Source organism: Streptomyces sp. NPDC021115, from assembly GCF_044333065.1.
Classification (GTDB): domain Bacteria; phylum Actinomycetota; class Actinomycetes; order Streptomycetales; family Streptomycetaceae; genus Streptomyces.
In genome coordinates, this window is record NZ_JBIRQF010000003.1 from 471343 (window position 1) to 494390 (window position 23048).

General features: G+C 71.4%; 21 protein-coding genes. 4 read left to right on the forward strand and 17 right to left on the reverse strand.

Translation table 11 applies throughout. The features are described 5' to 3' along the window. Window positions 1-46 precede the first annotated feature (46 nt). Complete coding sequence (locus ACH4TL_RS12105; RefSeq protein WP_398318356.1) at window positions 47-1126, forward strand: LacI family DNA-binding transcriptional regulator; 1080 nt, start codon at window positions 47-49, stop codon at window positions 1124-1126. A 3-nt stretch (window positions 1127-1129) separates the two neighbouring features. On the opposite strand, the gene ACH4TL_RS12110 is transcribed toward ACH4TL_RS12105, so the two are convergent. The 10 genes from ACH4TL_RS12110 to ACH4TL_RS12155 form a co-directional block, all read right to left on the reverse strand. Further along, window positions 1130-2071, reverse strand: coding sequence for a carbohydrate ABC transporter permease (locus ACH4TL_RS12110; protein ID WP_398318353.1), 942 nt, complete (start codon window positions 2069-2071; stop codon window positions 1130-1132). A 7-nt stretch (window positions 2072-2078) separates the two neighbouring features. Beyond that, on the reverse strand, window positions 2079-2951 hold the full coding sequence (locus tag ACH4TL_RS12115) for a carbohydrate ABC transporter permease (protein WP_398318350.1): 873 nt from the start codon (window positions 2949-2951) through the stop codon (window positions 2079-2081). A gap of 35 nt (window positions 2952-2986) precedes the next feature. Beyond that, window positions 2987-4291: an extracellular solute-binding protein gene (locus ACH4TL_RS12120; RefSeq protein ID WP_398318347.1), complete on the reverse strand. Its 1305-nt coding sequence runs from the start codon at window positions 4289-4291 to the stop codon at window positions 2987-2989. Next, complete coding sequence (locus ACH4TL_RS12125; protein WP_398318345.1) at window positions 4288-6198, reverse strand: glycoside hydrolase family 2 protein; 1911 nt, start codon at window positions 6196-6198, stop codon at window positions 4288-4290. Before ACH4TL_RS12125 ends, ACH4TL_RS12120 begins: the two co-directional genes overlap by 4 nt. Before the next feature lie 92 nt (window positions 6199-6290). Next, window positions 6291-8639 carry a family 43 glycosylhydrolase gene (locus ACH4TL_RS12130; RefSeq protein WP_398318342.1) on the reverse strand — a complete coding sequence of 783 codons (2349 nt, stop codon included), beginning with the start codon at window positions 8637-8639 and terminating at the stop codon, window positions 6291-6293. Next, window positions 8636-10105: a sulfatase-like hydrolase/transferase gene (locus tag ACH4TL_RS12135; protein WP_398318339.1), complete on the reverse strand. Its 1470-nt coding sequence runs from the start codon at window positions 10103-10105 to the stop codon at window positions 8636-8638. The genes ACH4TL_RS12130 and ACH4TL_RS12135 overlap by 4 nt, the downstream gene beginning before the upstream one ends. Then, window positions 10102-11085 (reverse strand): aliphatic sulfonate ABC transporter substrate-binding protein, encoded by a 984-nt coding sequence (locus ACH4TL_RS12140; RefSeq protein ID WP_398318336.1) that lies wholly within the window; start codon window positions 11083-11085, stop codon window positions 10102-10104. The genes ACH4TL_RS12135 and ACH4TL_RS12140 overlap by 4 nt, the downstream gene beginning before the upstream one ends. Before the next feature lie 35 nt (window positions 11086-11120). Continuing rightward, window positions 11121-11900, reverse strand: a complete 780-nt coding sequence (locus tag ACH4TL_RS12145) for an ABC transporter ATP-binding protein (protein ID WP_398318333.1) — start codon at window positions 11898-11900, stop codon at window positions 11121-11123. Then, entirely contained in the window at window positions 11897-12706 is an 810-nt protein-coding gene (locus ACH4TL_RS12150) for an ABC transporter permease (protein ID WP_398318330.1), read from the reverse strand. The genes ACH4TL_RS12145 and ACH4TL_RS12150 overlap by 4 nt, the downstream gene beginning before the upstream one ends. Window positions 12707-12722: 16 nt before the next feature. Further along, window positions 12723-13928, reverse strand: a complete 1206-nt coding sequence (locus ACH4TL_RS12155) for an ROK family protein (protein ID WP_398318708.1) — start codon at window positions 13926-13928, stop codon at window positions 12723-12725. Between the two features lie 164 nt (window positions 13929-14092). On the opposite strand from ACH4TL_RS12155, the gene ACH4TL_RS12160 reads away from it, so the two are divergent. The 3 genes from ACH4TL_RS12160 (at window position 14093) to ACH4TL_RS12170 (ending at window position 16669) form a co-directional block, all read left to right on the forward strand. Beyond that, window positions 14093-14569 (forward strand): hypothetical protein, encoded by a 477-nt coding sequence (locus ACH4TL_RS12160; protein ID WP_398318327.1) that lies wholly within the window; start codon window positions 14093-14095, stop codon window positions 14567-14569. 45 nt (window positions 14570-14614) lie between these two features. Continuing rightward, the gene (locus tag ACH4TL_RS12165) at window positions 14615-15265 is read left to right on the forward strand and encodes a GntR family transcriptional regulator (protein WP_398318324.1); all 651 of its coding nucleotides are present in this window, start codon (window positions 14615-14617) and stop codon (window positions 15263-15265) included. A gap of 156 nt (window positions 15266-15421) precedes the next feature. Next, window positions 15422-16669, forward strand: coding sequence for an ROK family protein (locus ACH4TL_RS12170; RefSeq protein WP_398318321.1), 1248 nt, complete (start codon window positions 15422-15424; stop codon window positions 16667-16669). 7 nt (window positions 16670-16676) lie between these two features. On the opposite strand, the gene ACH4TL_RS12175 is transcribed toward ACH4TL_RS12170, so the two are convergent. The 7 genes from ACH4TL_RS12175 to ACH4TL_RS12205 all read right to left on the reverse strand — a co-directional run bounded on the left by ACH4TL_RS12175 (window position 16677) and on the right by ACH4TL_RS12205 (window position 23010). Further along, window positions 16677-17483, reverse strand: a complete 807-nt coding sequence (locus ACH4TL_RS12175; RefSeq protein WP_398318318.1) for an IclR family transcriptional regulator — start codon at window positions 17481-17483, stop codon at window positions 16677-16679. A gap of 202 nt (window positions 17484-17685) precedes the next feature. Continuing rightward, complete coding sequence (locus tag ACH4TL_RS12180) at window positions 17686-18720, reverse strand: LLM class flavin-dependent oxidoreductase (protein WP_398318315.1); 1035 nt, start codon at window positions 18718-18720, stop codon at window positions 17686-17688. Next, window positions 18717-19685, reverse strand: a complete 969-nt coding sequence (gene dmpG / locus ACH4TL_RS12185) for a 4-hydroxy-2-oxovalerate aldolase (RefSeq protein ID WP_398318705.1) — start codon at window positions 19683-19685, stop codon at window positions 18717-18719. The genes ACH4TL_RS12180 and dmpG overlap by 4 nt, the downstream gene beginning before the upstream one ends. A 98-nt stretch (window positions 19686-19783) precedes the next feature. Then, entirely contained in the window at window positions 19784-20845 is a 1062-nt protein-coding gene (locus tag ACH4TL_RS12190) for an acetaldehyde dehydrogenase (acetylating) (protein WP_398318312.1), read from the reverse strand. Further along, a complete protein-coding gene (locus ACH4TL_RS12195) occupies window positions 20842-21663 on the reverse strand; it encodes a 2-keto-4-pentenoate hydratase (RefSeq protein WP_398318310.1) in 822 nt (273 codons plus the stop codon). Before ACH4TL_RS12195 ends, ACH4TL_RS12190 begins: the two co-directional genes overlap by 4 nt. After that, window positions 21660-21986, reverse strand: coding sequence for a ferredoxin (gene fdxA / locus ACH4TL_RS12200; RefSeq protein WP_398318307.1), 327 nt, complete (start codon window positions 21984-21986; stop codon window positions 21660-21662). Before fdxA ends, ACH4TL_RS12195 begins: the two co-directional genes overlap by 4 nt. A 1-nt stretch (window position 21987) precedes the next feature. Further along, entirely contained in the window at window positions 21988-23010 is a 1023-nt protein-coding gene (locus ACH4TL_RS12205; protein WP_398318304.1) for an NAD(P)/FAD-dependent oxidoreductase, read from the reverse strand. Window positions 23011-23048: the final 38 nt, after the last annotated feature.

The following is a 23048-nucleotide window of genomic DNA, read 5'->3' on the forward strand; positions in this document are numbered from 1 at the left end:
GCCCGGGGGAGTGCCGTGCGCCACCGGGAGCGCCTAGGATCGCCCGGTGACCGCCGCGAACCAGCAGACCGCGAAGAGTGAGGCGTCATCGGGCGGCACGCGTGCGGGCGCGGCCCGGAGCGCCACCGTCAAGGACGTGGCGGCGCTCGCCGGGGTCTCCCCGAAGACCGTGTCGAACGTCATCAACGGCTTCACCCATGTGGCGCCCGCGACCCGGGAGCGGGTGCAGCGGGCCGTCCGGCAGCTCGGCTACCGGCCCAACCGGGCCGCCCGCAATCTGCGCCGCGGCAGCACCGGCATGATCGCGCTGGTCCTGCCGGAGCTGGACGTCCCGTACTTCGCAGAGCTGGGCCGCCACTTCCTCACCACGGCCGAGGAACACGGCCGCACCCTGCTCATCGAGCAGACCCTCGGCGACCGGGAGCGGGAGGCGTCCGTCATCCGCGGGCTCGGCGACAGAATCGTGGACGGCGTGGTGGTCAGCCCGCTCGCCCTGCACGGCGGCGCGCTCGCGGGCCATCTCGGCGCCGTGCCGCTCGTGCTCATCGGCGAACGGCCCAGCGGCGGCCTCACCGACCACGTCGTCATCGACAACGTGGCCGCCGCCCGGGAGGCGGTGACCCATCTGATCCGCGGCGGCCGCCGCCGGATCGCCGCCGTCGGCCCGCAGCCCGAGCCGTACATCGGCACCCCGCTGCTGCGCAGGACCGGCTACCGCCAGGCGCTTCGGGCGGCCGGGCTGCCGCTGGACCCCCGGCTGGAGCGCGAGACACCCCGCTACCACCTACGGGAGGGCGCACGGGCGATGGACGCGCTGCTGGAGGAGGCCGAACCGCCGGACGCCGTGTTCTGCTTCAACGACGCGCTGGCCCTCGGCGCGCTGCGCACCCTCTACGAGCGCGGGCTGCGGGTGCCCGAGGACGTGGCCGTGATGGGCTTCGACGACATCGAGGCCACCCGCTACAGCACGCCCAGCCTGAGCACCGTCGCACCGGACAAGGGCGCGATCGCCCGGCACGCCGTCAGCCTGCTGCTGGAGCGGATCGACGCACCGGGCAGGCCGCCCCGGGAGGTGATCGTCGGGCACACGCTGTGCGCCCGCGAGTCCACCGAGGACGGCTCTTGAGGGTCACTGGCCTCCCAGACCGGTGGTGGCCACCGACTTCACGATGCGGCGCTGGAACAGCATGAAGACGATCAGCAGCGGGAGGGAGCCGAGGACCGAGGCGGCCGACTCCTGGGCGTTGCGCAGCCCTGTGGAGTCCTTCACGGTCGACAGCCCCACCGGCAGCGTCATCAGCTGAGGATCGCTGGTGCTGATGAACGGCCAGAGGAAGTTGTTCCAGGTGTTGATGAAGACGAAGATGGCCACCGCCGCCAGGATCGGCCGGGACAGCGGCAGCACCACGCTCCAGAACACCCGGAAGCTGCCCGCCCCGTCGATCCGGGCCGCCTCCTCCAGCTCGCGCGGAATGCCGTCGAAGAACTTCTTCAGGATGAACACCATCGCGGGCGCCACCACCTGCGGCAGGATCACCGCCGCATAGGTGTCGACGAGGTTCATGGCGAGCATCTGCCGGAACAGCGGCACGATCAGGATCTGCGGGGGCACCATGATCGAGGCCACGACGACGGCGAACAGCACCCGCCGGCCGCGGAAGAGGGTGCGCGAGAAGGAGTACGCGGCCATCGCCGACACCGCCACGGTGAGTGCCGTGACGCACACGGCGATCACCACGCTGTTCACCGCCCACACCGGCAGATTGCCCTGGTCGAAGATGGTCCGGTAGGCGTCCAGGGTGAAGCCCGCGTCCGGCAGCCAGTCGACGCCCGACGCGCTCGCGTCGACCTCCGACTTGAACGACGTGTCCACGCCCCAGCCGAACGGCACCAGCCAGGCCACCGCCATCAGCACCAGCGCCAGCAGCGTCAGCACGCGGGGGAGGGGGCCGGTCCCGAGCGTGGGGTGCCAGGCCCGGCCGCCGCCGTGGCGGCGCCGCCGGGCCACCTCCCGGGGCATGGTGGAGCGCGGCTTGCCCGGTGTGCGGGGTGTCAGTGTCTCGGGGGTCATGGCGGGATCAGTCCTCCCTGCGCGAGAAGATCTTCAACTGGGCGAGCGAGAGGATGATGACGACCGCGAAGAACACGTACGAGACCGCCGAGGCGTAGCCCAGCCGGTAGTTGGTGAAGCCGGTGTCGTAGATGTACTCCAGGATCGGCCGGGTGGTGCCGTCAGGGCCGCCCCTGGTCAGCAGGTAGATCTGGTCGAACACCTTCAGCGACGCCATCACCTGGAGCACCGCGATCAGCCCGGTGGTCCGGCGCAGCTGCGGCAGCGTGACCGACCACAGGCGGCGCCACGCCCCGGCGCCGTCGAGCGCGGCCGCCTCGTAGAGATGGTCGGGGATGGCCTGCAACGCGGCCAGGTAGAGCAGGAAGTTGAAGCCCACCGTCCACCACAGGGTCACCAGCGCGAGGGACCACATGGCGTACTTCTCGTCCGTCAGCCAGCCGATCCCGTCGATGCCGACCAGGTCCAGCAGGCCGTTGAGCATGCCCCGGTCCGGCTGGTACAGCATGTTCCAGATCTGGTAGACCACCGCCACCGGCAGCAGGTGCGAGGCGAAGAAGGACAGCCGCCACAGCCACTGGCCCGGCATCCCCGTGTACACCAGCAGGGCCATCACGAGGGCGAGCGCCACCAGGGGGACGGTGGACAGGACGGTGAACCACACCGTGTTGCCGAGGGTCTGCCACACCTGCCCGTCGCCCAGCGCCTCGGTGTAGTTGTCCAGGCCGACGAGGGTGCCGCCACCGGACCCGGTCAGGCTGGCGTCGGTGAAGCTCATCCACAGGCCGATGCCGAGCGGCACGACCAGGAAGAGCCCGAAGAACACCAGGAAGGGGGTGGCGAAGAACCACCCGGTGGCGCCCGGGGACCGTGGCGTCATGACGATGCTCCCTTTCCGTTGTGTTTCCATCGCCATCAGGCCGGATTCGGCTGGGCCAGCAGGGTGTTGATCTGGGAGACCATCGTGCGCACCGCCTTCGCCGGGGACGAGCCGCCGATCGCGGGATCGAGCGCCTGGGACATCCGCGTCTGGAAGTCCGAACCCGAGCCCGCGAACCACACCGGCGGGTCGAGCGCGAGCTGCTTCGCGGCGCCCGCGTACTCGGACTGCGGACGCAGTTTGGCGTACGCCGCGGAGGAGACCGCCGGGTTGTACGCCGGGATGTGACCGGCCGCCGCCCACTTGAGCCCCGACCTGACCAGCTCGGCGACGAACTGGTGGGTGCGCCGTCTGCGCTCCGGATCCGGGTTGTCCTGGTGCGGCAGCACCAGTGCGTGGCTGTCGGCCGCGCCCGCCGGACGGTCGTAGAAGGTGGGGATGGGGGCGCCGCCCAGCCGGTCCTTCAGGGTGGACTGGTAGGTGGCCATGTCCCACTCGCCCGAGAAGATCATCGGTGACCGGCCGTTCGCGAAGGTGGCGATCGCCGTCTGGACGTCCATGGTGCGGCTGTCGCGCGCCAGCTCGGCCATGAACCGCACCACCTCGACGGCGGTGTCCTCGTCGATCTCTGCCTGCTCGCCCGTGAGATCGAAGGTGGCGCCGGTCTGGCAGTACAGCGACCAGAACATCCGCCAGCTCATCGCCGGGTCGCCTGAGTGGCCGAAGACGGGGCCGAGCTTGCCGCCGGACCGGCGGAGCTTGTCCATCAGCTCCAGCGCGTGCCGCGGCGATTCGAAGGGCACGAGCTGCCCTTCGCCGGTGAGGAGCCCGGCCTTGTCCATGACGTCCCGGTCGAAGAAGACGACGAACGGGTGGGTGTCCAGCGGGATGGCGTACGGGGCGCCCTGGTACAGGCTCCGCTTGACCAGCGTCTGGTTGAGGTCGTCCTGCTTCAGCCCGAACTCGGCCAGCAGGTCCGTGTCCCAGGGGTCGAGCAGCCCGCCGGGGGCGTAGCCCTCGAGCCGGGTGAGGTGCATGATGGCCACATCGGGTGAGCGGCCACCGGCGGAGGCCATGGCGAGCTTGGTGTAGTACGGCGGGCCCCACTCCAGCACCGTCGTCCTGACCTTCAGCCCTGGTACGCGCTTCTCGACATCCCGCGTCAGGGACTTCATCAGCTCGCCGTCCGGGCCCGTGAACAGGTTCCAGTAACGGATCTCGTCCGCGCTGGTCACACTCCCGGCGATCGAACCGCAGCCGGTGAGCGCGGAGGCGGTGGCGGCCGCTCCCGCGCCGTACACCGCCCCTCTCAGCAGGCCGCGCCTGGTGAGACCGGTCATCGTCCCTCCTCGCCGGACTGCCGCTCGAACGCGGCGGGACGCAGCTGGGCGGCGCGCACCCGCGCGACGTCCAGCTTGTGGCCACGGTCGAAGCGGTAGACGCCGTTCTGTTCCTGGAACACATCGGTGAGCTGGGTGTAGCAGTAGCCGAACATCCGCGGGTCCTCCAGCAGCGCCGCGGTCAGCCCGGCGAAGCGCTCGTGGAACTCCTCCTCGTTCCTCGGCCGCTGCCCATAGCCCCAGGACACCTCGCGGTCGTCCCCCGCGGCGGCCGCGGCCTCCTCCGGATTCCACCAGATGCCGCCGAACTCGCTGACGAAGTAGGGCTGGCCGCGGTACGGCAGCGACCACACCGCGTCGGTGTCCCGCCTCCCGGGGTTGCCCGCGCGGTCGGGATTGACGTACGGATCGTCCTTGTCCAGCCCCGCCATCTGGCGGCGGAACGCCTCCGGATCCTGCTCGTAGCTGTGCGCGTCGTAGACGTCGGACTCGGCCACGCGATGGGAGTAGCCGGAGGCGTCCAGCACCGGACGGGAGGTGTCGGCGGCCTTGGTGGCCAGGAACATGGCCCGGGTGACATCGTCCAGCACGGTCTGCCGGTCGTGGAGTTCCTGGTGGGTCTCGTTGAGCGGACACCAGCCGACGATGGACGGATGGGAGTAGTCCCGCTCCACGGCCTCCAGCCACTGCGCCACGAAACCGGCGGTCGGCTGCTGGTTGTCCCCGGTGGTAGGTCCTGTAGCGGCACCCCAGTCGCCGAACTCGCCCCACACCAGATAGCCCAGCCGGTCGGCGTGGTGCAGGAAGCGCTCCTCGAACACCTTCTGGTGCAGCCGGGCCCCGTTGAAGCCCGCGGCCAGCGACAGCTCGATGTCGCGGACCAGGGCGGCGTCGTCCGGCGCGGTCATCAGCCCGTCCGGGTACCAGCCCTGGTCGAGGACGAGCCGCTGGAAGACGGGGCGGCCGTTGAGCAGCAGCCGCTTGCCGTCGATGGCCACCGACCGCAGCCCGGCGGTGCACTCGGCACGGTCCACGGCCGCGCCGGAGGCGTCCAGCAGCTCGATCCGTATCCGGTACAGATGCGGATCCTCGGGAGACCATGGCCGCACGCCCTCCTCGGGCAGCGCGAGCACCAGCCGGGGCGCCAGATCGAGGTCGGCGCGTACCGACGCCTCCGTCACCGTGGCGCCGTTCGCGTCGCTCACCCGGGCCGCGATCCGGTGGCCGGGGCGGTTGGCGCTGAGCGGCAGTTCGAGGTGGAACGCCGCGGAGCCGAGGTCGGGGGTGATCCGGGGCCTCCGCAGATGGACCTCGGGCACCGGCTCCATCCACACCGTCTGCCAGATCCCGGTGGTGCGGGTGTAGTGGCAGTCGCTGTTGGCGTACTCGGTGGCCTGCTTGCCCCGTGCCTGCGGACCGTGCCGGGCGTCCCGGGCCCGTACGACGATCACCACCTCGGCCTCGCCCCCGGCCGTGCCCGCCACATCGCCGAGGTCGGCGGTGAAGGAGGTGAACCCGCCGCTGTGCCGGGCCACTTCGCGCCCGTCGGCCCACACGGTGGCGTCGTGGTCGACCGCCCCGAAGAGCAGCAGCACCCGCCGCCCGGCCCAGGACGCCGGGACCCGGACGTGGCGCCGGTACCAGACGGCGGGGTGGAAGTCGGTGTCCCCGATCCCCGAAAGCTCGGACTCCGGGCAGAACGGGACGACGATCCGCCGGTCCAACTCCTGGTGCGGCAGTCCGCGTTCGAGGCCGCTGTCGCCGGGGTCGAACGCGAACTGCCAGGTCCCGTTGAGGTTCAGCCACTCCTCGCGGACGAAACCGGGACGCGGGTATTCGGGGCGCGGGCATTCGGGCCGTGGAACGTTGTTCGGTATATCGGGCGGAGGGGTGGCGGCGCGGGACATGGTCAACTCCGGGGCACGAGCGAGTGGTTCAGCGGGCAGGGGTATGCCATCACCCGCTTACATCGTTGTAAAGACCTGGTACACCTCGTGTTTCAGCGGCTGGACGCATAGGTGTGCACATAGTCGAAGCGTGCCGTGGCGCCCGCGGTGTTCATCCCGACCAGGCCGATCCGGAACGCGCTCACGCCCGGCAGGGTCCAGACGCCCGCCCGCACCCAGTGCACACCGTCCGTGCTGGTGGCGGCGCGCACCTCGGTCTCGTCGTGTGCGGTGTCGGTGTGATACGACATCCGCATCCACAGGGTGTCCGCGGGCGGACCGCCGAACATGGGGCCGTACGCCACCGGGGTCGGTGGTGTGGTCGTCGGACGCTCGCCCTCCTTCGCGAACTCGGTGACGTGCGTCAGCGCCCCGTCGGTGTGGCTCAGCGGGAGGACCGCGTGCACCAGCTTGACGTAGCGGTCGTCGCCGCCGTACAGGACCATCCCGGCCTGCTGGTTGGTTCGTTCCGGAGCGAAGCGCATCTTCGTCTCCACCGTGTAGTCCCCCGGGGGCGCCTCCCTGGTCAGTACCGACGCCGTGTTGCCGCCCAGGTGGAGTTCGGCGTTCTGCGTCGGCCACCACAGGGCGCCGTCGTCCATCGCCACCCCGGACGCCGGGCCGCGGACCCAGGACCACGGCGAACCGGCGGTGGTGCCGGGCACGGTGGCGGAGTCGAAGTCGTCGCTGTACGCGGGGAGCAGCGGGCCGGGCTCCGGTTCGGGCACGGCGGCGGTGACCGGGCGGTACAGCCCCGTGGCGCCGACGTTGTCGGCGGCGGCTCCACGGCCGCGGGTGGCCACGCCGACCTTGCCGGGGCGGACCGCCGCGGCGGGCACGGAACGCACCTGAGTGGCCACCGCGTCCCCCAGCCGGTCGGCGCTCACCTCCACGGTCATCCGGGTGCCGCGCAGCTCGGCCGCCACGTTGTGCCAGGTGTCCCAGGCGAAGTCCGCTGGGAGCGGGGTGAGTTGCCTGCCGCGGCTGCGGCCGTCGATCCTGACATCGGTCACCAGGGCGCCGCGCTCCCGGTCCAGCCACGCCACCACGAAGCTGCCAGGGCCCGTGTGGTCGACGAGCAGTCCGGCGGCGCCAGTGGCCGAGCCGACCCGTAGATCGGCTTCGGCACGCCGGGCCGCCGGGGCGGATCGGTTCGAGACCAGCTGGGCGGGGGAGGCGGAGTCGTGGGTCACGAAGCCCCGCGCGTCCTGTTCGTGGCCGACGCGCCAGCCGCCGTCGCCTGGCCCCGCGTTGTGCCAGCCCTTCAGCGAACCGTCGTTGAACGTGCCGCCCGCGGCCCCCGAGGTCACCGGGGAACGCTGCGCGCCCTGTGACGCGCCCGCCCCGGCCCGTACGGCCGGCCAGCCGTCGATCCAGTCCAGCCGGTCGATCAGCATCGGCCGCTTGGACAGCTTCAGGGTGCCGTCGGCGGCCGGTTTCAGATCCGGGTCGTCGGAGTGGATGGCGTGGTAGACCAGCCAGTCCTGGCCGGACAGATCGGTCTGGACGGCGTTGTGGCCGGGGCCGATCCAGCCGTTGCCGGTTGCACCCAGCACCACGCCGCCCTTGCTGGTGGGGGCCGTCAGCGGGACGCCGCGGTCGTCGGTGAAGGGGCCGGTCGGGCTGGTCGACCGGCCCACCTTGACCTGGTAGCCGCTGTACGCGCCGTCGCAGCAGCCCGCGTCCGAGTAGAACAGGTAATAGTGGCCGCCGCGCCGGACGACGAACCCGCCCTCCATCCGGCGGCCCTGGGCCACCTCGGTGACCGGGCCCTCGATGCGGGTGCGGGCGGCGTTCATCCGCGCCACGCAGATCGTGTCGTAGCTGCCCCAGTACAGGTAGGGGCGGCCGCCCTGGTCGGTGAACTGCGCCTGGTCGATGTTGCCGGTGGCGCAGCCGCTCGGCGACGGCAGGACGGCCCCCTGATCGGTCCACGGGCCGGTGGGGGTGGGCGCGGTCGCCACGCCGACGGTGTTCCGGGAGGACACCGAGTAGTACAGGTTGTAGTGGCCGTCGACATAGCGGATGTCGGGCGCCCACAGCCGGGCGCCCTGGTGCCAGACGGGCTTGGTCTCGGGGGTGAAGACCTCGCCCGCGTACTCCCAGCGCGTCAAGTCGGCCGAGCGGAGGATGGGCAGCATGCGTTCGCCGTCCTCGCCCCTGCTCTGGAACACCGGGTTCTGGGTGCCGTACGCATACCAGAAGCCGTCCTTGCCCCGGATCGTCACCGGGTCGGGGAAGGTGTCCACGGTCCCGGCCGTCACCGGGTTCCGGTAGGCCGGTGTCTCGTGCGCTAGCTGGGTCGTCGTCTGCCGGGGCGTCGTCGCGTGGGCGGCGGGCAGCAGACCGGCCAGCAGCGCCCAGAGCAGCGCCGCGACCAGGGCGCCGGGGATGCGTCTCATCTCCGCGGTCCTTCCGGCTCGAAAGAGCTGAGGCTCGGGTCGTAGTCGGACGCGCCGATGTCGAACATCGGGGTCATCCAGTGGTAGAAGTTGTCGCCGCGCTCCCGGAGCAGGTCGTAAAGGCGGCGCATGAGGCGTTGGCGTACCGGCCGCAGCTCCGGGTGTTCGTACCGGTTGGTCAGCTCGTGGGGGTCGGCGCGCAGGTCGTACAGCTCGTTGACCGACTCCGGGTTGACGACGAGCTTGTGGCGCTCGTCGCGGATCATCCGCTGCGGATACGGGAAGTGGTGGCCGTGGAACTCGGCCAGCAGCTCGCCCGGCCACGGCGGACGCTCGCCCCGGACCAGTGGCACCAGGCTGCGGCTGTCCACGGCCGGTGAGGGGTCACAGCCGGCCAGGTCCAGGATGGTGGCGGTGCAGTCGGTGAGACTGACGAACTCCTGCCGCACCTGAGGGGCCGCGCCGGGGATCCGGACGATGCCGGGGATGCGGTAGATGTCCTCGTACATCGCCGGGCCCTTGTCGTGCAGCCGGTGGGCGCCGGTGAACTCGCCGTGGTCGGCGGTGAAGAACACCGAGGTGTCGCCCGCGAGCCCGAGTTCGTCCAGCCGGGTCAGGATGCGGCCGATCTGCGCGTCGATCAGGGTGACATAGCCCCAGTACACGGCGATCAGCTTGCGGGTGACGTCGAGCGGAATGGTGTCGAAGGTCCAGTGGGCGCTGTAGTTGCGCTGCACCGGGGGCTTTCCCTCGAAGGTCTCGGCGATCGAGGCGGGCAGCTCGACCAGGCCGGGATCGTAGGCGTCGAAGTACGCGTCGGGCAGCAAATACGGCAGATGCGGCCCGAAGAAGTGGGTGGCCAGGAAGAACGGCCTGCCGTCCGCGGCATACCGCTCCAACTGCTCGATGGCGCGGGTGGCGAGATAGTGCTCGAAGGTGGCCTCGACCGGCTGGTGCAGCCGGGCCGCCAGCAGATTTCCCGGGTTGCCGTTGGGCGTGGTGCCGCGGATCGGATCGGAGATCCGGTACGGCGGCAGGTCCCGCTCCTTCAGATACGCCGCGTAGTCCGGGTGGTCGACGGGGTTGTGCCAGCCGGGCAGGTCGGGGCCGTCGAAGCCGTAGGAGGCGGCGTTGCGGCAGGTGCCGACGTGCCACTTGCCGATCAGGCCGAGCTGGTAGTCACGCTCGGCCAGTGCGCCGGGGAAGGTGAACGCGTCCTCGCGCAGATCCTCCAGATAGCCGACGTTGCGCTCGTAGTTGGCCAGCAGCCGGTGGCGGAACGGCGCCTGCCCCGTGAGCAGGCTGGCCCGGGCCGGGGTGCAGATGGCGGTGGGGGTGTAGCACCGGTCGAAGCGGGTGCCGGTCGCCGCCAGCCGGTCGAGGTGCGGCGTGGCCACGTGCGGATTGCCGTAACAGCCCAGGGTGTCGACGCGGTGCTGATCGGTCATCAGGAACAGCAGGTTCACTTCGCGGCCGCCTTCGTGTAGAGGTCACCGTCGTAGAAACCGGCCGGGTCCGGTGTTTTCGCCAGCTGGCCGGTACGGGTGAAGAAGCGGCACATGCCGTCCAGCCATTTCCCGACGCTGCCGTCCTCGGTCTTCGTCACCAGGTCGGCGGTCGTCATGGTCTTCACATGCCCGGCGTCCGCCGCGACCGTGGTCTGATCCGCCTTCAGCATCTTCGCGGCGAGCGCGATGGACTCCTTGGGATGGGCGGCCCGCCAGTCGTTGGCTTCCTGGAGGACCTTGACCACCTTCTCGTCACGCTCCGGCCTCCTTTTGGCGCCGGTGAGGAACGCCGTGGGAAAGGTGGAGCCGGGGATGTCCTCGGTGCTCGCCACCTCCTCCATGCCGGGCACCTTCGCCTTGATGGTGTCGATGAGCGGATACCAGATCCCGGCGCCGTCGATCTTCCCGGAGGCGAAAGCGGACACCACGGTGGGCGCGTCCATCACCACCTTCGAGATGTCGTCCATCGCCATCCCCGCCTGCTGGAGCGCGAGATTGAGCGCCATCTCGCCGGACGTCCCCTCGGGCACGCCGACCTTCCGGCCCCTCAGGCCTCTGACCGAGGTGATGCCGGGTCTGGCGATGACCCGGTCGGCGTAGGTGAGCGTGTTCACCGCGACGATGGTGGCCTTGCCGGAAGCGGGCAGCCACAGGGCGCCGGGCCCGATATAGCCGTAGTCCAGGTTGCCGGTGCCCAGCGCCTGGATCTGCACGGGGCCGTTGACGAACACCTTGTAGTCGGCGGTGAGTCCGTGTTTCTTCCACAGGCCCCGCTGGTCGGCTATCGCCAGCAGACTCGCGCCGTTGTAGTCGGCGATGTAGCCGAACCTGGCCTTGGCGTCGTCGCCACCGTCGCCGGAGGACGAACACGCGGCGACCGACAGCGACATTCCGGTAGCGGAGAGTGCGGAGAGGAGGGCGCGCCGTGTCATGCTCATCTGGTCGAAAGTCCCTTCGGGGGAGGGGCGGGAGGTCAGGCGGGGGAGCCGGCCGGAGCCTGGTGGTAGACGTCGGCCCAGACGGCGTTGCGGATCCGGGCGAACTCCGGGGAGAGCCGTATCTCCTCGGTCCGGGGATACGGGAGAGCCACGTCGAGGACCCGGTGGATCCGGCCGGGCCGGGCGGCCAGCACCACCACCCGACCCGCCAGGTACACCGCCTCGTCCACGTCATGGGTGACGAACAGGACCGTGCGCCGGTCCTGGGTCCAGGTGTCGAGGAGCTGGTCCTGCAACTGCACCCGGGTCAGCGCGTCCAGGGCCCCGAACGGCTCGTCCATCAGCAGGACTTCGGGATTCACGGCGTAGGCCCTGGCGATCGCGCAGCGCTGCTTCATCCCGCCGGAGAGCGTCTTGGGCAGCGCGTCGGCGAAGTCGGCGAGCCCGACCAGCTCGATGGCACGCTCCGCGCGCCGCCTGCGTTCCGCGGACGGCACCTGCGCCAGCTTCAGCCCGAACTCGACGTTGCCGCGCACCGTCAGCCACGGGAACAGCGCGTACTGCTGGAAGATCACCCCACGGTCCGGCCCCGGTCCGGTGACGGGCTCGCCGTTCACCGTGACCGTGCCGGCGGTGGGCTCCACCAGCCCGGCGACCATGCTCAGCAGGGTGGATTTGCCGCAGCCCGAGGGCCCGAGGACCGCGACGAACTCGCGGTCCTCGATGTCCAGCGAGACCCCGTCGAGGGCGGTGAAGGTGGTGTTCTTCATCGGGTAGGACTTGACCACGTTCCGGAATGAGATCTTGGTGCTCATCGGCGCTCCTGCCATGCGGTGAGACGGCGCTCGGCCAGCAGCAACAGCCGGTCCATGACCAGGCCGATCACGCCGATGCTGAGGAGCCCCACGAAGATCGTGGGGACGTCGTAGTAGGTCTGGGCGTGGACCATCTCGAAGCCGAGACCCTGCTGGGCGCCGATCATCTCGGCCGCCACCACCGTCGCCCAGGCCGCCCCGAGCCCGATGCGCATGCCGACCAGGATGAACGGGGTGGACGCCGGGATGACCACCTTGAGGAAGACGGCCCGGTCCGAGGCGCCCAGCACCCGCGCCGCGTCGATGAGTGTCCGTTCCACACTGGTCACCCCCTGGAAGGCGGCCACCACACAGGACATGAACGCGGCCAGGAAGATCACGAATATTTTCGGCGTCTCGCCGATGCCCATCAGGACGATGACCAGGGGGATCAGCGCCAGCGGCGGAATCGTGCGGAAGAACTGTACGTACGGCTCCAGCAGGCCGCGGGCGATCGGATACCAGCCCATCAGAAAGCCCACCGGAACCGCGACCAGGGTGCCGAGCGCGAAGCCCAGCAGCACCCGCCGCAGACTGGCCAGCGCGTCCTGTCCGAGCGTGCCGTCGGCGAGCAGATCGCCCGCCCTGGAGCCGACCGAGAGCGGTCCTGGGATGTCCGCGAGACCCGTGGCGGCGGCCGACGCCCACACGGCCACGCCCAGGACGAGGGCCATCAGGTTGAACACGAGGGGACGGACGGTACGGCGCGCGCCGTGCGGCGCTTCCGGCGGCGCGGGGGTCTTCTCCGTCGCGGTGACCACCGTCATGGATGCCTCGCGGGGTTCATGGGTCCTCCTCTTCGGTCCGGCTGCGGGCCGGATATCGGTTGAGCAGGGGGGATTCACGCAGGACGAGGGCGATGGCGCCCAGGGCGCCGCCGGTCTCGCCGAGCGCCGCCGGACGCAGGTCCACGTGGTCCCGGGCGAGTGGCATCAGGTGTGCGGCGAGCGCCCGTCCGACCGGCTCGAAGAGCGGCGCCCCGGCCGCGGCCAGTTCACCGCCGAGCACGATCACCCCGGGACCGATCGCGTTGCACACCGCGGCCAGCACGGTGCCGACCTGGGTGCCGACCGTCTCCAGGGTGCGCAGCGCCACCGGATCGCCCGCCGCCAGCTCCCCGAGGAGGGCGGGCAGCCCGTCCGCGTGTCCGCCCGCACGGCGGTGGGCGTCGAGCACGGCGCCCACCGAGGCCACCGTTTCCAGGCATCCGGTGCCGCCGCATGAACACGGCCGGTCGCCCGACGCGGCCGTGATGTGGCCGAATTCGCCGGACAGTCCGTACGCGCCGCGGTGCAGCGAGCCGTTCACCACAAGACCGCCGCCCACGCCGTGGGACAGCCGCAGATACAGCACGTCCTGGTCCCCGTCCGCCGCTCCCCAGGTGGCCTCGGCGAGGGCGGCGAGCCTGGTGTTGTTGTCCACCAGGACCGGAGCCTCGAACCGCTTGCGCAGCAGCGCGGGCAGGTCGGCGGCCGTGTGCGCGGTGGCGGGCCCGGATTCCGGATCGCCGACCGGACCGACCACACCCACCCCGATGGCGTTCAGCGCGCCCAGGTGCAGGGTGCCGTCGGCCAGCGTCCCGACCAGGCGCTCGGCCAGGTCGATCCGCCCCTCCCAGGGCAGCTCCGGGTCGTGTGACTCCCCGGCCGAACCGATGACCTCGTGGGCGACGTTGACCGCGGACACCCGCACCGCGCGGCGGGCGAAGTCGATGCCGATGACGTGCCCCGCACGCGGGTTGAGCGTCAGCCTCTCCACCGGCCGCCCCCGCTTCCGCGGTGCCGTTCCAGACGCTGTGGCGACGACCGCGCCGCTGTCGATCAGCTCGGCGACGATGTCGTACAGCGTCGTCCGGGACAGCCCGGTGTGCCGGCCGAGTTCGGCCCGGCTGAGCGGGCCGTGGGTGCGCATCAGGTCCAGTACGTGGTCTTCGTGCCCCCGCCGCAGCCGGGCCAGGGGGCCGTCCTGAGGGTGCATGCAGAACAGCATGCGCACGTCAAATAATTACGTCAACACCCCGGAAAAAACCGTTCGTCGGTCCGTCCGACCGGAGTTCATGGACACGCGGCACCTGTCGACGCAGACTGGCCCGAGCTTCAGGATCACCCCGCACACTCCCCGGGGTTCGCCCCGGCCGACCCGCTGGAGGCGTCGTGGCCGTGCAGATCTGTTCCTTGATCGTCGCTGAGCCGCAGGTGATCCCGCCCGGCGGCTATCGCGTGGTGCGCTTCCCGTTCGGCACCGGCGAGTCGTACGACGCGCTGGGCATGCACCAAGTGGTCCAGCCCGACGGCTACACGATCAAGAACTGGCGTACCGACGACCGCGCCGGGCTGATCTGGCCCTCGGTCGGCGGCTGGGGTGCGCTGACGGCCATGATCCAGTGGGAGGCCGGGGGCTACAGCGAGTTACGGGACCGCTTCGTACGGGATCCGCTCGGGCTGTCGACGGGTGCGGACTCGACCGCCACCGACCACCGGCCCCCTAGCCCCGGCGTGCAGTGCTTCACCAAGCACCACGAGATCTTCGTGCACCCGGGGACGCCGCTGGCGCTGATGGTCTCGCACAACAGCGGCTCCTCCAGGCGGCTGGTGCTCGCCGAGTTCAAGCTGGCCGTCCACCCGGTCTGAGGCGCCTAGATTTGCCTTCGACACGTCTCATTCAGGGAGAGCACGATGCCGAAGGAAGCCCGCCCGGGCACCGGCGAACAGGCCAAGCAGCATGCGCTGACCCAGCTGCGGCAGGCGATCCTGCGCGGCGAGATGGCACCGGCTCAGCGGCTGGTGGAAAGCGAACTCGCCGAGCAGTTCGGGGTGACCCGGGCCAGCATCCGCGCGGCCCTGATCGACCTGGCGGCGGAAGGGCTGGTGGAACGGATCCGCAACCGCGGATCGCGGGTGCGGGTGGTGTCCGTCGAGGAGGCGGTGGCCATCACCGAGTGCCGCATGGCCCTCGAAGGGCTGTGCGCGGCCAAGGCGGCCGTAGCGGCCACCGAGGAACAGCTGACAGGACTCGCCGAGCTGGGCACGGCGATGTCCAAGGCGGTCACCGACGGTGAACCGATGACGTACTCCGGGCTCAACCATGAGCTGCACGGCCGGATCAGGGAGATCTCCGGCCAGCAGGTGGCCGTGGAGCTGCTGGAACGGCTCAACGCACAGCTGGTGCGGCACCGTTTCCAGCTCGCGCTGCGGCCCGGACGTCCTCAGGCGTCCCTGGGCGAGCATCTGGCCATGATCGAAGCGATCAGGGCCCGGGACCCGCGGGCGGCGGAAGCGGCCGTCCGTGCCCACCTCGCGGGCGTGATCGACGCGTTGCGGGCATGACGCGTCAGCCCTGACCGTCCGGCGATTAGTTCGCGAGACCGGGTCAGGACACCGTTTTTAGTTCTTTCCCTTGACTAAACCCGGTCCCGAGCCGAGCCTGTCGGACAGATCGAAGCGCCGCCGGGCGCAGGTGAGCGAAAGATTGGGTACGGAGAAGTGCGTAAAGGCGAGAGGCGCGCCACCGATCCGGCCCTGCTGCCCGCGGTGCCCTCCGCGTTGCGCAGCGTACTGGATCTCGTGGTGTCGGGCGAGGCGACCAGCCGCGCGGAGATAGCGCGGCGCAGCGGTCTGGCCCGGTCGACGGTGGGGCAGCAGGTCGACCATCTCGTCGGGCGGGGCATCCTGGACGAGCTGGAGTCGAGCGAGTCGGTGCGCGGCAGGCCGCCGAGGGTGCTGACGCTCAGCCCGCGGGCGGGGACCATCGCCGTGGTGGACGTGGACACGCTGGAATCCCGGGTGGCGATAGCGGATCTCACCGGGCGGGTGATCGCGCAGGAGACGGTGGACGTCCGGGTCGACGCGGGGCCGGGCGCGGTCCTGGCGGCGGTGACCGAGCGGCTGTCGGGCCTGCTCACGGCGTACGGGCGCGACCCGGACCGGGTCCGCGAGGTGGTGATGGGGCTGCCCGGGCCGGTGGACTTCCAGCGTGGCTGCCCGGTGCAGCCGACCGGCATGCCCGGCTGGGACGGCTATCCGGTCGCCGAGCGGCTGAGCAGCACCTTCCGCGCCCCCGCCGTCGTGGACAACGACTCCAACCTGATGGCGCTCGGCGAGGCCAGCCAGGACGGAGTGGACGCCCCGCTGCTCTGCATCAAGATCGCGACCGGCATCGGGGCCGGTGTCATCATCGCGGACGGCACGGTGTACCGGGGCGCGGACGGCGCCGCCGGGGACGTCGGCCACATCCGCGCCATCGGTGGCGGCGACGCCCTGTGCTCCTGCGGCAACGTCGGCTGCGTCTGGGCGGTCGCCTCCCACCGGAGCGTGCTGCGCGGCCTCGGCATCCCCGAGTCGACCGACGAGGACCCGCTGCACGGGGTGCACGTCCTGGCGGAACGCGTCGCCGACAACGAGCCGCAGGCCGTGCGCGCCCTGCGCCAGGCCGCCACCGAGATCGGTGAGATCGCGGCCATGCTGGTCTATATGTTCAACCCGCGCACGCTGGTACTCGGCGGCCCGCTGAGCGAACTCCGCGACGACCTCCTCTCCGGGGTCCGCGCCGCGGTCTACCAGCGCGCCCTGCCGCTGGCCACGCGCAAGCTGACCATCACCACGGCCCAGCTCGGCAGCGGCTCCGGGATCCACGGCGGCATCGCGCTGGCCACCCGGGACGTCTTCAGCTCCCAGGGCATCGCCCGGATGCTGGTCGAGGACACCGCGGAGGCGGCCTCACCCGGCCGTTGAGGTGGCGTCAGAGCGGGGCGCGGTGCGCCTCGAAGATGGCGAGGCGTGAGGTGATGGCGCGGGACGCCTCGGTCAGCGCGGCGTGCATCCGCGGGATGCTGCTGCCCGCCGTGGGGGCGATGACCGCCAGCGCGGCCAGGTACGTGTGGTCGAGGCCGCGCACCGGCACCGCCACGGCGAGATAGCCGCGGCGGGCCTCCTCGACCTCCACGGCGTAGTCCTGCTCCCGGATCCGGGCCAGCTCGGCGGGGAGCCGGGCGGGGGTGAGGGTACGGGGCGTACGGCGGTCCATCTGCGGGACGACCCGGGACAGCGGGTACTGCTCGGGGAGCATCGCGAGGGTGAGCTTCCCCGCGGCGCTGGAGTGCAGCCGGAGGCGGCGGCCGCCCGCGGTGGACCGGGCCCGGTTGCGGTGCCGCCCGGCGTTCTCGATGCACAGCAGATCCGAGCCGCTGGGCACGGCCAGGTTCACCGCGTTGTCGAGCTTCTGCGCGAGGTTCTCGATGACAGGCCTGGCGGCCTCGCGCAGGGTGCGCTGGCGGGGCGCGCGCAGGCCGATCTCGTACAGCTGGAGCCCGAGCCGGTACTTGGCACCCTCCCGCTCCAGGAGATTTCCGGCGACGAGTTCCTGGCACAGCCGGTGGACGGTGGCCTTGGCGACCCCGGTACGGGCCGTCAACTCCGCGAGACTGAGGGCGAAGTCGTTGTCCCGGAAAGCGGACAGAATGAGGCCGACCTTGCCGAGAACCGACTTGGGGGTCTCGCGGATCTGCCGTGGCTCATTGTCCTTTTCCGCATACACGTACCCAGTCACTGCGTTTGACCTCCTCATCTGCGTGGCGCACCGGTACCGGGGCGGCCACCAGAGCCGAGGAGACGAACGATAGGCGCTTTTCAGGGATGCCGGAAGAGAGCGTGACGATCAGCGGTTCAGCGATCCTTTCGCCAATTTTGTCAATACCCAGGAAAGCCCTCTATTTCATGCGGGCGGTAAGGAGGCGTTTAGCCGCGCCGGACTAGGGGATTTCCGGCAGCACCGCGGATCCGACCGCCTCGATCAGCTCGGTGGGCGGGTCGTAGGAGCCCACGTGCTGGAGGAAGACGCCGGACACTCCGGCGGCGTGCAGCGCCATGAGCCGTTCGGCGATCTGCGCGGCGGTGCCGAACAGACAGAACTCCCGGGCGAAACGCACGGCCGCCTCGTCGCTGATCCACTCCGAGCACACCTTCACCGCCGCGTCCCAGTCCTCGGCGTGCACCAGGTCGGGGTAGACCCCCGCCACCGTGGCGGGGACGTCCACCTCGATCCCCGCGAGGGCGAGGAAGGGCGCCCCGCCGTTCTGCGCGATCGACGCGCAGATCGGTTTGATCAGCCGCGCCTCGGCCTCGACGTCGTCGGTCACCGCGCAGAACGCGGACACCGCCAGCGGCACCGCCCCCGACGCCCGGCCCGCGGCCTCGGCGCCCTCGCGCACCCGGGCGGCGGCCCCGGCCAGGGGCTTCGGGGACACGCCGCTGAGCAGGATGGCACCGTCGGCGATCTCGCCCGCGAGCCGCAGGTTCTTCGGCCCGCTCGCCGCGAGGTGCAACGGAACCGGCGGCCCGGGATCGCGCAGCCGGGAGTGGACACCGCCGCCGAAGTCCCAGCTCCGCCCGTCCAGCAGTGCCCGCAGCATGCCCACCCCCTCGCGCATCGCCGCCGAGGTGGTCTGCCGCATACCGATCGGGCCGACGGAGCTGTTGCCCACGCCGAGGCCGAGGGTGAACCGGCCTGGCGCCAGCTCGGCCACGCTGCGCGCGGCCGACGCCACGACGGCCGGGTGCCGGGTCGCCACATTGGTGACCGCGGTGCCCAGGCCGATGCGCTCGGTGGCCAGCGCGGCGGCCGTCAGGGTGGTGAACACGTCCCGCCACAGCAGCTGCGAGTCGGGAAACCACACCTGGTCGAAGCCCAGCTCCTCGGCCCGCCGCACGGTCCGCGCCACCCGGTCCGCCCGGTCGCACGGCGGTACCCGGATCCCGATCCGCGGCCGGGCCGCCGCGGCGCTCATGCCCGGCCCTCCGCGAGGTCCAGCGCCACGTCCGTGATCATGTCTTCCTGGCCGCCGACCATGCCGCGCCGCCCGACCTCGACGAGGATGGTGCGGGTGTCCAGGCCGTAGCGGGCCGCCGCCGTCTCGGCGTGGCGCAGAAAGCTGGAGTACACGCCCGCGTAGCCGAGGCTCAGGGTCTCCCGGTCCACCCGCACCGGCCGGTCCTGGAGCGGCCGGACCAGGTCGTCGGCGGCATCCATCAGCGGGAAGAGATCGCAGCCGTGCGGCCAGCCCAGCAGATCGGCCACCGCGATGAAGGCTTCCAGCGGGCAGTTCCCGGCGCCCGCGCCCTGCCCGGCCAGCGAGGCGTCGACGCGGGTGACGCCGTTCTCCACGGCGACCACGCTGTTGGCCACGCCGAGGCCCAGATTGTGGTGGGCGTGGATGCCCAGTTCGGTGCCGGGGGAGAGGACGTCGCGGTAGGCGCGGAAGCGGTCGCGCACCCCGTCCATGGTCAGCCGTCCACCGGAGTCGGTGACATACACGCAGTGGGCGCCGTAGGACTCCATCAGCTTCGCCTGCCGGGCGAGTTCGGCGGGCTCGGCCATGTGCGACATCATCAGGAAGCCCGCGACATCCATGCCCAGCTCGCGGGCGGCCGCGATGTGCTGGGCTGAGATGTCGGCCTCGGTGCAGTGGGTCGCGATGCGCACCGAGCGGATGCCGAGCCCATGGGCCCGCGTCAGGTCGCGCACGGTGCCGATGCCCGGCAGCAGCAGCGTGGTCGGCACGGCGTGCCGGACGGCGTCGGTGACCGCCTCGATCCACTCCCAGTCGGTGTGCGCGCCGACCCCGTAGTTGACGCTCGACCCGGACAGACCGTCGCCATGGGCGATCTCGATCGCCCCGACCCGGGCGGTGTCCAGGGCGGTGGCGACGGCCCGCGCCTGGTCGACGGAGTAACGGTGCCGGATGGCGTGCATGCCGTCCCGCAGGGTGACGTCCTGGATGTACAAGCTGGCCGGGGTCACCGTGCTGCCTCCTCGGCGGTGTGGTGGGTGGTTAGGGGGTGTCTTGCCGATCATGCCGGGCTCCCGTCGCCTGGCACGGCACCTCGCGGCCCCGCGCTCGTCGCGCGCAGCGCCGCTGCGCTCTCCTCACGCGGGTTGCGAGCTACCGCACCGGACGCCGCTCGCTGATCCGGCCTGACCGACAAGACACCCCCCAGGCGCTCCGCGGTGCGCAGCGCGGCCGAGGTCATGATGTCGAGGTTGCCCGCGTACGCCGGGAGGTAGTGGGCGGCGCCCTCGACCTCCAGGAACACCGACACCTTCACCGCGCCGCCGCGGCCCGCGCCGTCGGGGACGAGGCCGCCCAGCGGGTCGTCGCCGTCGATCCGGTCGAACTGCACCTTCTGCTTGAGCCGGTAGCCCGGGACATACGCCTGGACACGGCCCACCATGGCCTCGATCGAGGCGGTGACCGCCGCCTCGTCGCACTCCGAGACCAGACAGTGCACGGTGTCCCGCATGATCAGCGGCGGTTCGGCCGGGTTGAGGACGATGATGGCCTTGCCCCGGGCCGCCCCGCCGACCCGCTCGATGGCGGAGGCGGTGGTCTCGGTGAACTCGTCGATGTTGGCCCGGGTGCCGGGACCGGCCGAGCGGGAGGCGATGGAGGCGACGATCTCCCCGTAGTGCACGGGGGTGACGGCCGAGACCGCGGCGACGACCGGGATGGTGGCCTGGCCGCCGCAGGTCACCATGTTGACGTTGGGGCTGTCCAGATGGGCGTCGAGGTTCACCGGCGGCACCACATACGGGCCGATGGCGGCCGGGGTGAGGTCGACCACCGTCCGCCCGAGGCCGCGCAGCACCTCGTCATGGCGGCGGTGGGCGCCCGCCGAAGTGGCGTCGAAGACGATCCGCACATCGGCGAACTCCTCCAGCGCCACCAGCCCGTCCACACCCTCGTGGGTCGTGGCCACCTTCATGCGGCGGGCGCGGGCGAGGCCGTCGGAGTCCGGGTCGATGCCCGCCACCGCCGCCATCTCCAGGGTCTCCGACAGCCGCAGCACCTTGATCATGAGATCGGTGCCGATGTTGCCGGAGCCGATGACGGCGACCTTGGTACGGCTGCTCATGCCTGATCTCCCTCCGTCGCGAACTCGACCGTGACCCGGCCCAGTTGACTGATGTGCGCCTCGAACCGGTCGCCGGGGACCGCGGCCACCATCGGGCCCAGCGCCCCGGTCAGCAGGGTCTCCCCGGCGCGCAGCGGATCGCCCTCGGCGGCGACGGCCGAGGCGAGCCAGGCGGCGGCGTTCAGCGGGCTGCCGAGGCAGTCGGCACCGGTGCCCTCCGAGACCGTCCGGCCGCCGCGGCTCATCGTCATCCGCACCCCGCGCAGATCGAGCCCGGTCAGCGGCACGGGGGTGCCGCCCAGGACGTACAGCCCGCAGGAGGCGTTGTCGGCGACGGTGTCCACGATGCCGATGTCCCATCCGGCGATACGGCTGTCCACGATCTCCAGCGCGGGCAGCGCGAACGCGGTCGCGCGCAGCACATCGGCCACCGTGCAGTCGCGGTGCGGCAGATCGGCACCGAGGACGAGCGCCACCTCCGCCTCCACCTTGGGCTGGAGCAGCCGCCCGGCCGCCACCACACCGCCCTCCGGCACCGCCATGTCGCCGAACAGCGTCCCGAAGTCCGGCTGATCCACGCCCAGTTGGGTCTGTACGGCCGGAGAGGTCAGGCCGATCTTGCGGCCCGCGACGCGCCGCCCGGCGGCCACACCTCGCCCGACGTTCACCCGCTGCACCGCGTACGCGGCCCCGATGTCGCCCTCGGCGAGGAACGTGCGTACCGGCGGGCACACCACACCGCTGCGGGTGGCCTCCAGCAGGGTGTCCGCCGCCTTGGCCACCTCCGGGGGAAGCCCCTGGCCCCGGCCCCCGGTCATGCGTCCGCCCCCGCGACGAGCGGGGTGTCCACGCCGACCGGGCCGAGCCCGGTGGCGCCGCCCGGGGTGCCCAGCGGCTCCGTACGGCCCGGCAGCGGCTCGGTGAAGAAGCGGCGGTTGTCCTCGCGGTGCTCGGGCCGGGCCAGCCGGTCCACCGCGATCGCCTGCTCGGGGCAGGCGGTTTCGCAGGCGCCGCAGTCGATGCACTCCACCGGGTTGATGTAGAGCTTGCGCGTCCCCTGGTAGATGCAGTCGACCGGGCATTCCTCCACACAGGAGCGGTCCATGATGTCGACGCAGGCCGGGCCGATGACGTAGGCCATGTCAGTTCTCCTTCTCTGTGGAATGCCCGGGGAACAGCAGCGCCTCCGGATCGATCACGGTGGCGGCGTTGTTCACGGCGGTGGCGACCTCGCCGAAGCCCACGGAGATCAGCCGCACCTTGCCCGGGTAGTCGGTGATGTCCCCGGCGGCGAACACCCGCGGCAGGCTGGTGGCCATCCGGGTGTCCACGGCGATCCGCCGGGCCTGGAGCTCAAGACCCCAGTGCTGGAGCGGGCCGAGATCGGCGGTGAAGCCGAGGGCGGCGACGACGGTCTGTGCCGGGAGGGTGCGGGTGTCCCCGGTGAGGCGGTGGCGGATCGTCACCTCTTCGAGGCGGTCCGCGCCGTGCAGCCCGGTCACCTCGGTGTCGGTGACGATCTCGATGCCGAGGGCCCGCACCTTCGCCACGGTCGCGGCATGGGCCCGGAACCGGTCCCGGCGGTGGACCAGGGTGACGGAGCGGGCCAGGGGAGCGAGGGTCGCGGCCCAGTCGAAGGCGCTGTCCCCGCCGCCGACGACGACGATGTCATGTCCGGTGTGGCCGGACGGATCCGGTACGAAGTACACCTGCCCACGGCCGAGATAGCCCTCGCCGGCGGGCAGCGGCCTGGGCGTGAACGTCCCCACCCCGCCGGTGATCACCACCGCCCCGGCCCGGACCGCGGTCCCCGCGTCGCTGCGCACCACGGGACGGCCGTCCTCCCCGTGGCGCAGCTCCACCGCCCGCTGACCGAGGAGGTACACCGGCCCGTACGGCTCCGCCTGGGCCACCAGTCCGTCCACCAGGTCGCGGCCGCGCACCGAGGGGAAACCGGCGATGTCGAAGATGGGCTTCTCCGGGTACATCGCGCTGATCTGGCCGCCGCATTGCGGAAGGACGTCCATGACCGCCACGCGCAGCCCGCGGAACCCCGCGTAGTACGCGCCGTAGAGTCCCGACGGACCGGCGCCGATGATGAGGATGTCGGTGTCCACCACGTCCGAAGCGGACGCCGTGGCCGGAACATCGGTAAGAACGCTCATGGTCCGGGAGCGTAGGGACCGCCGTGGCCGGGCCCAAT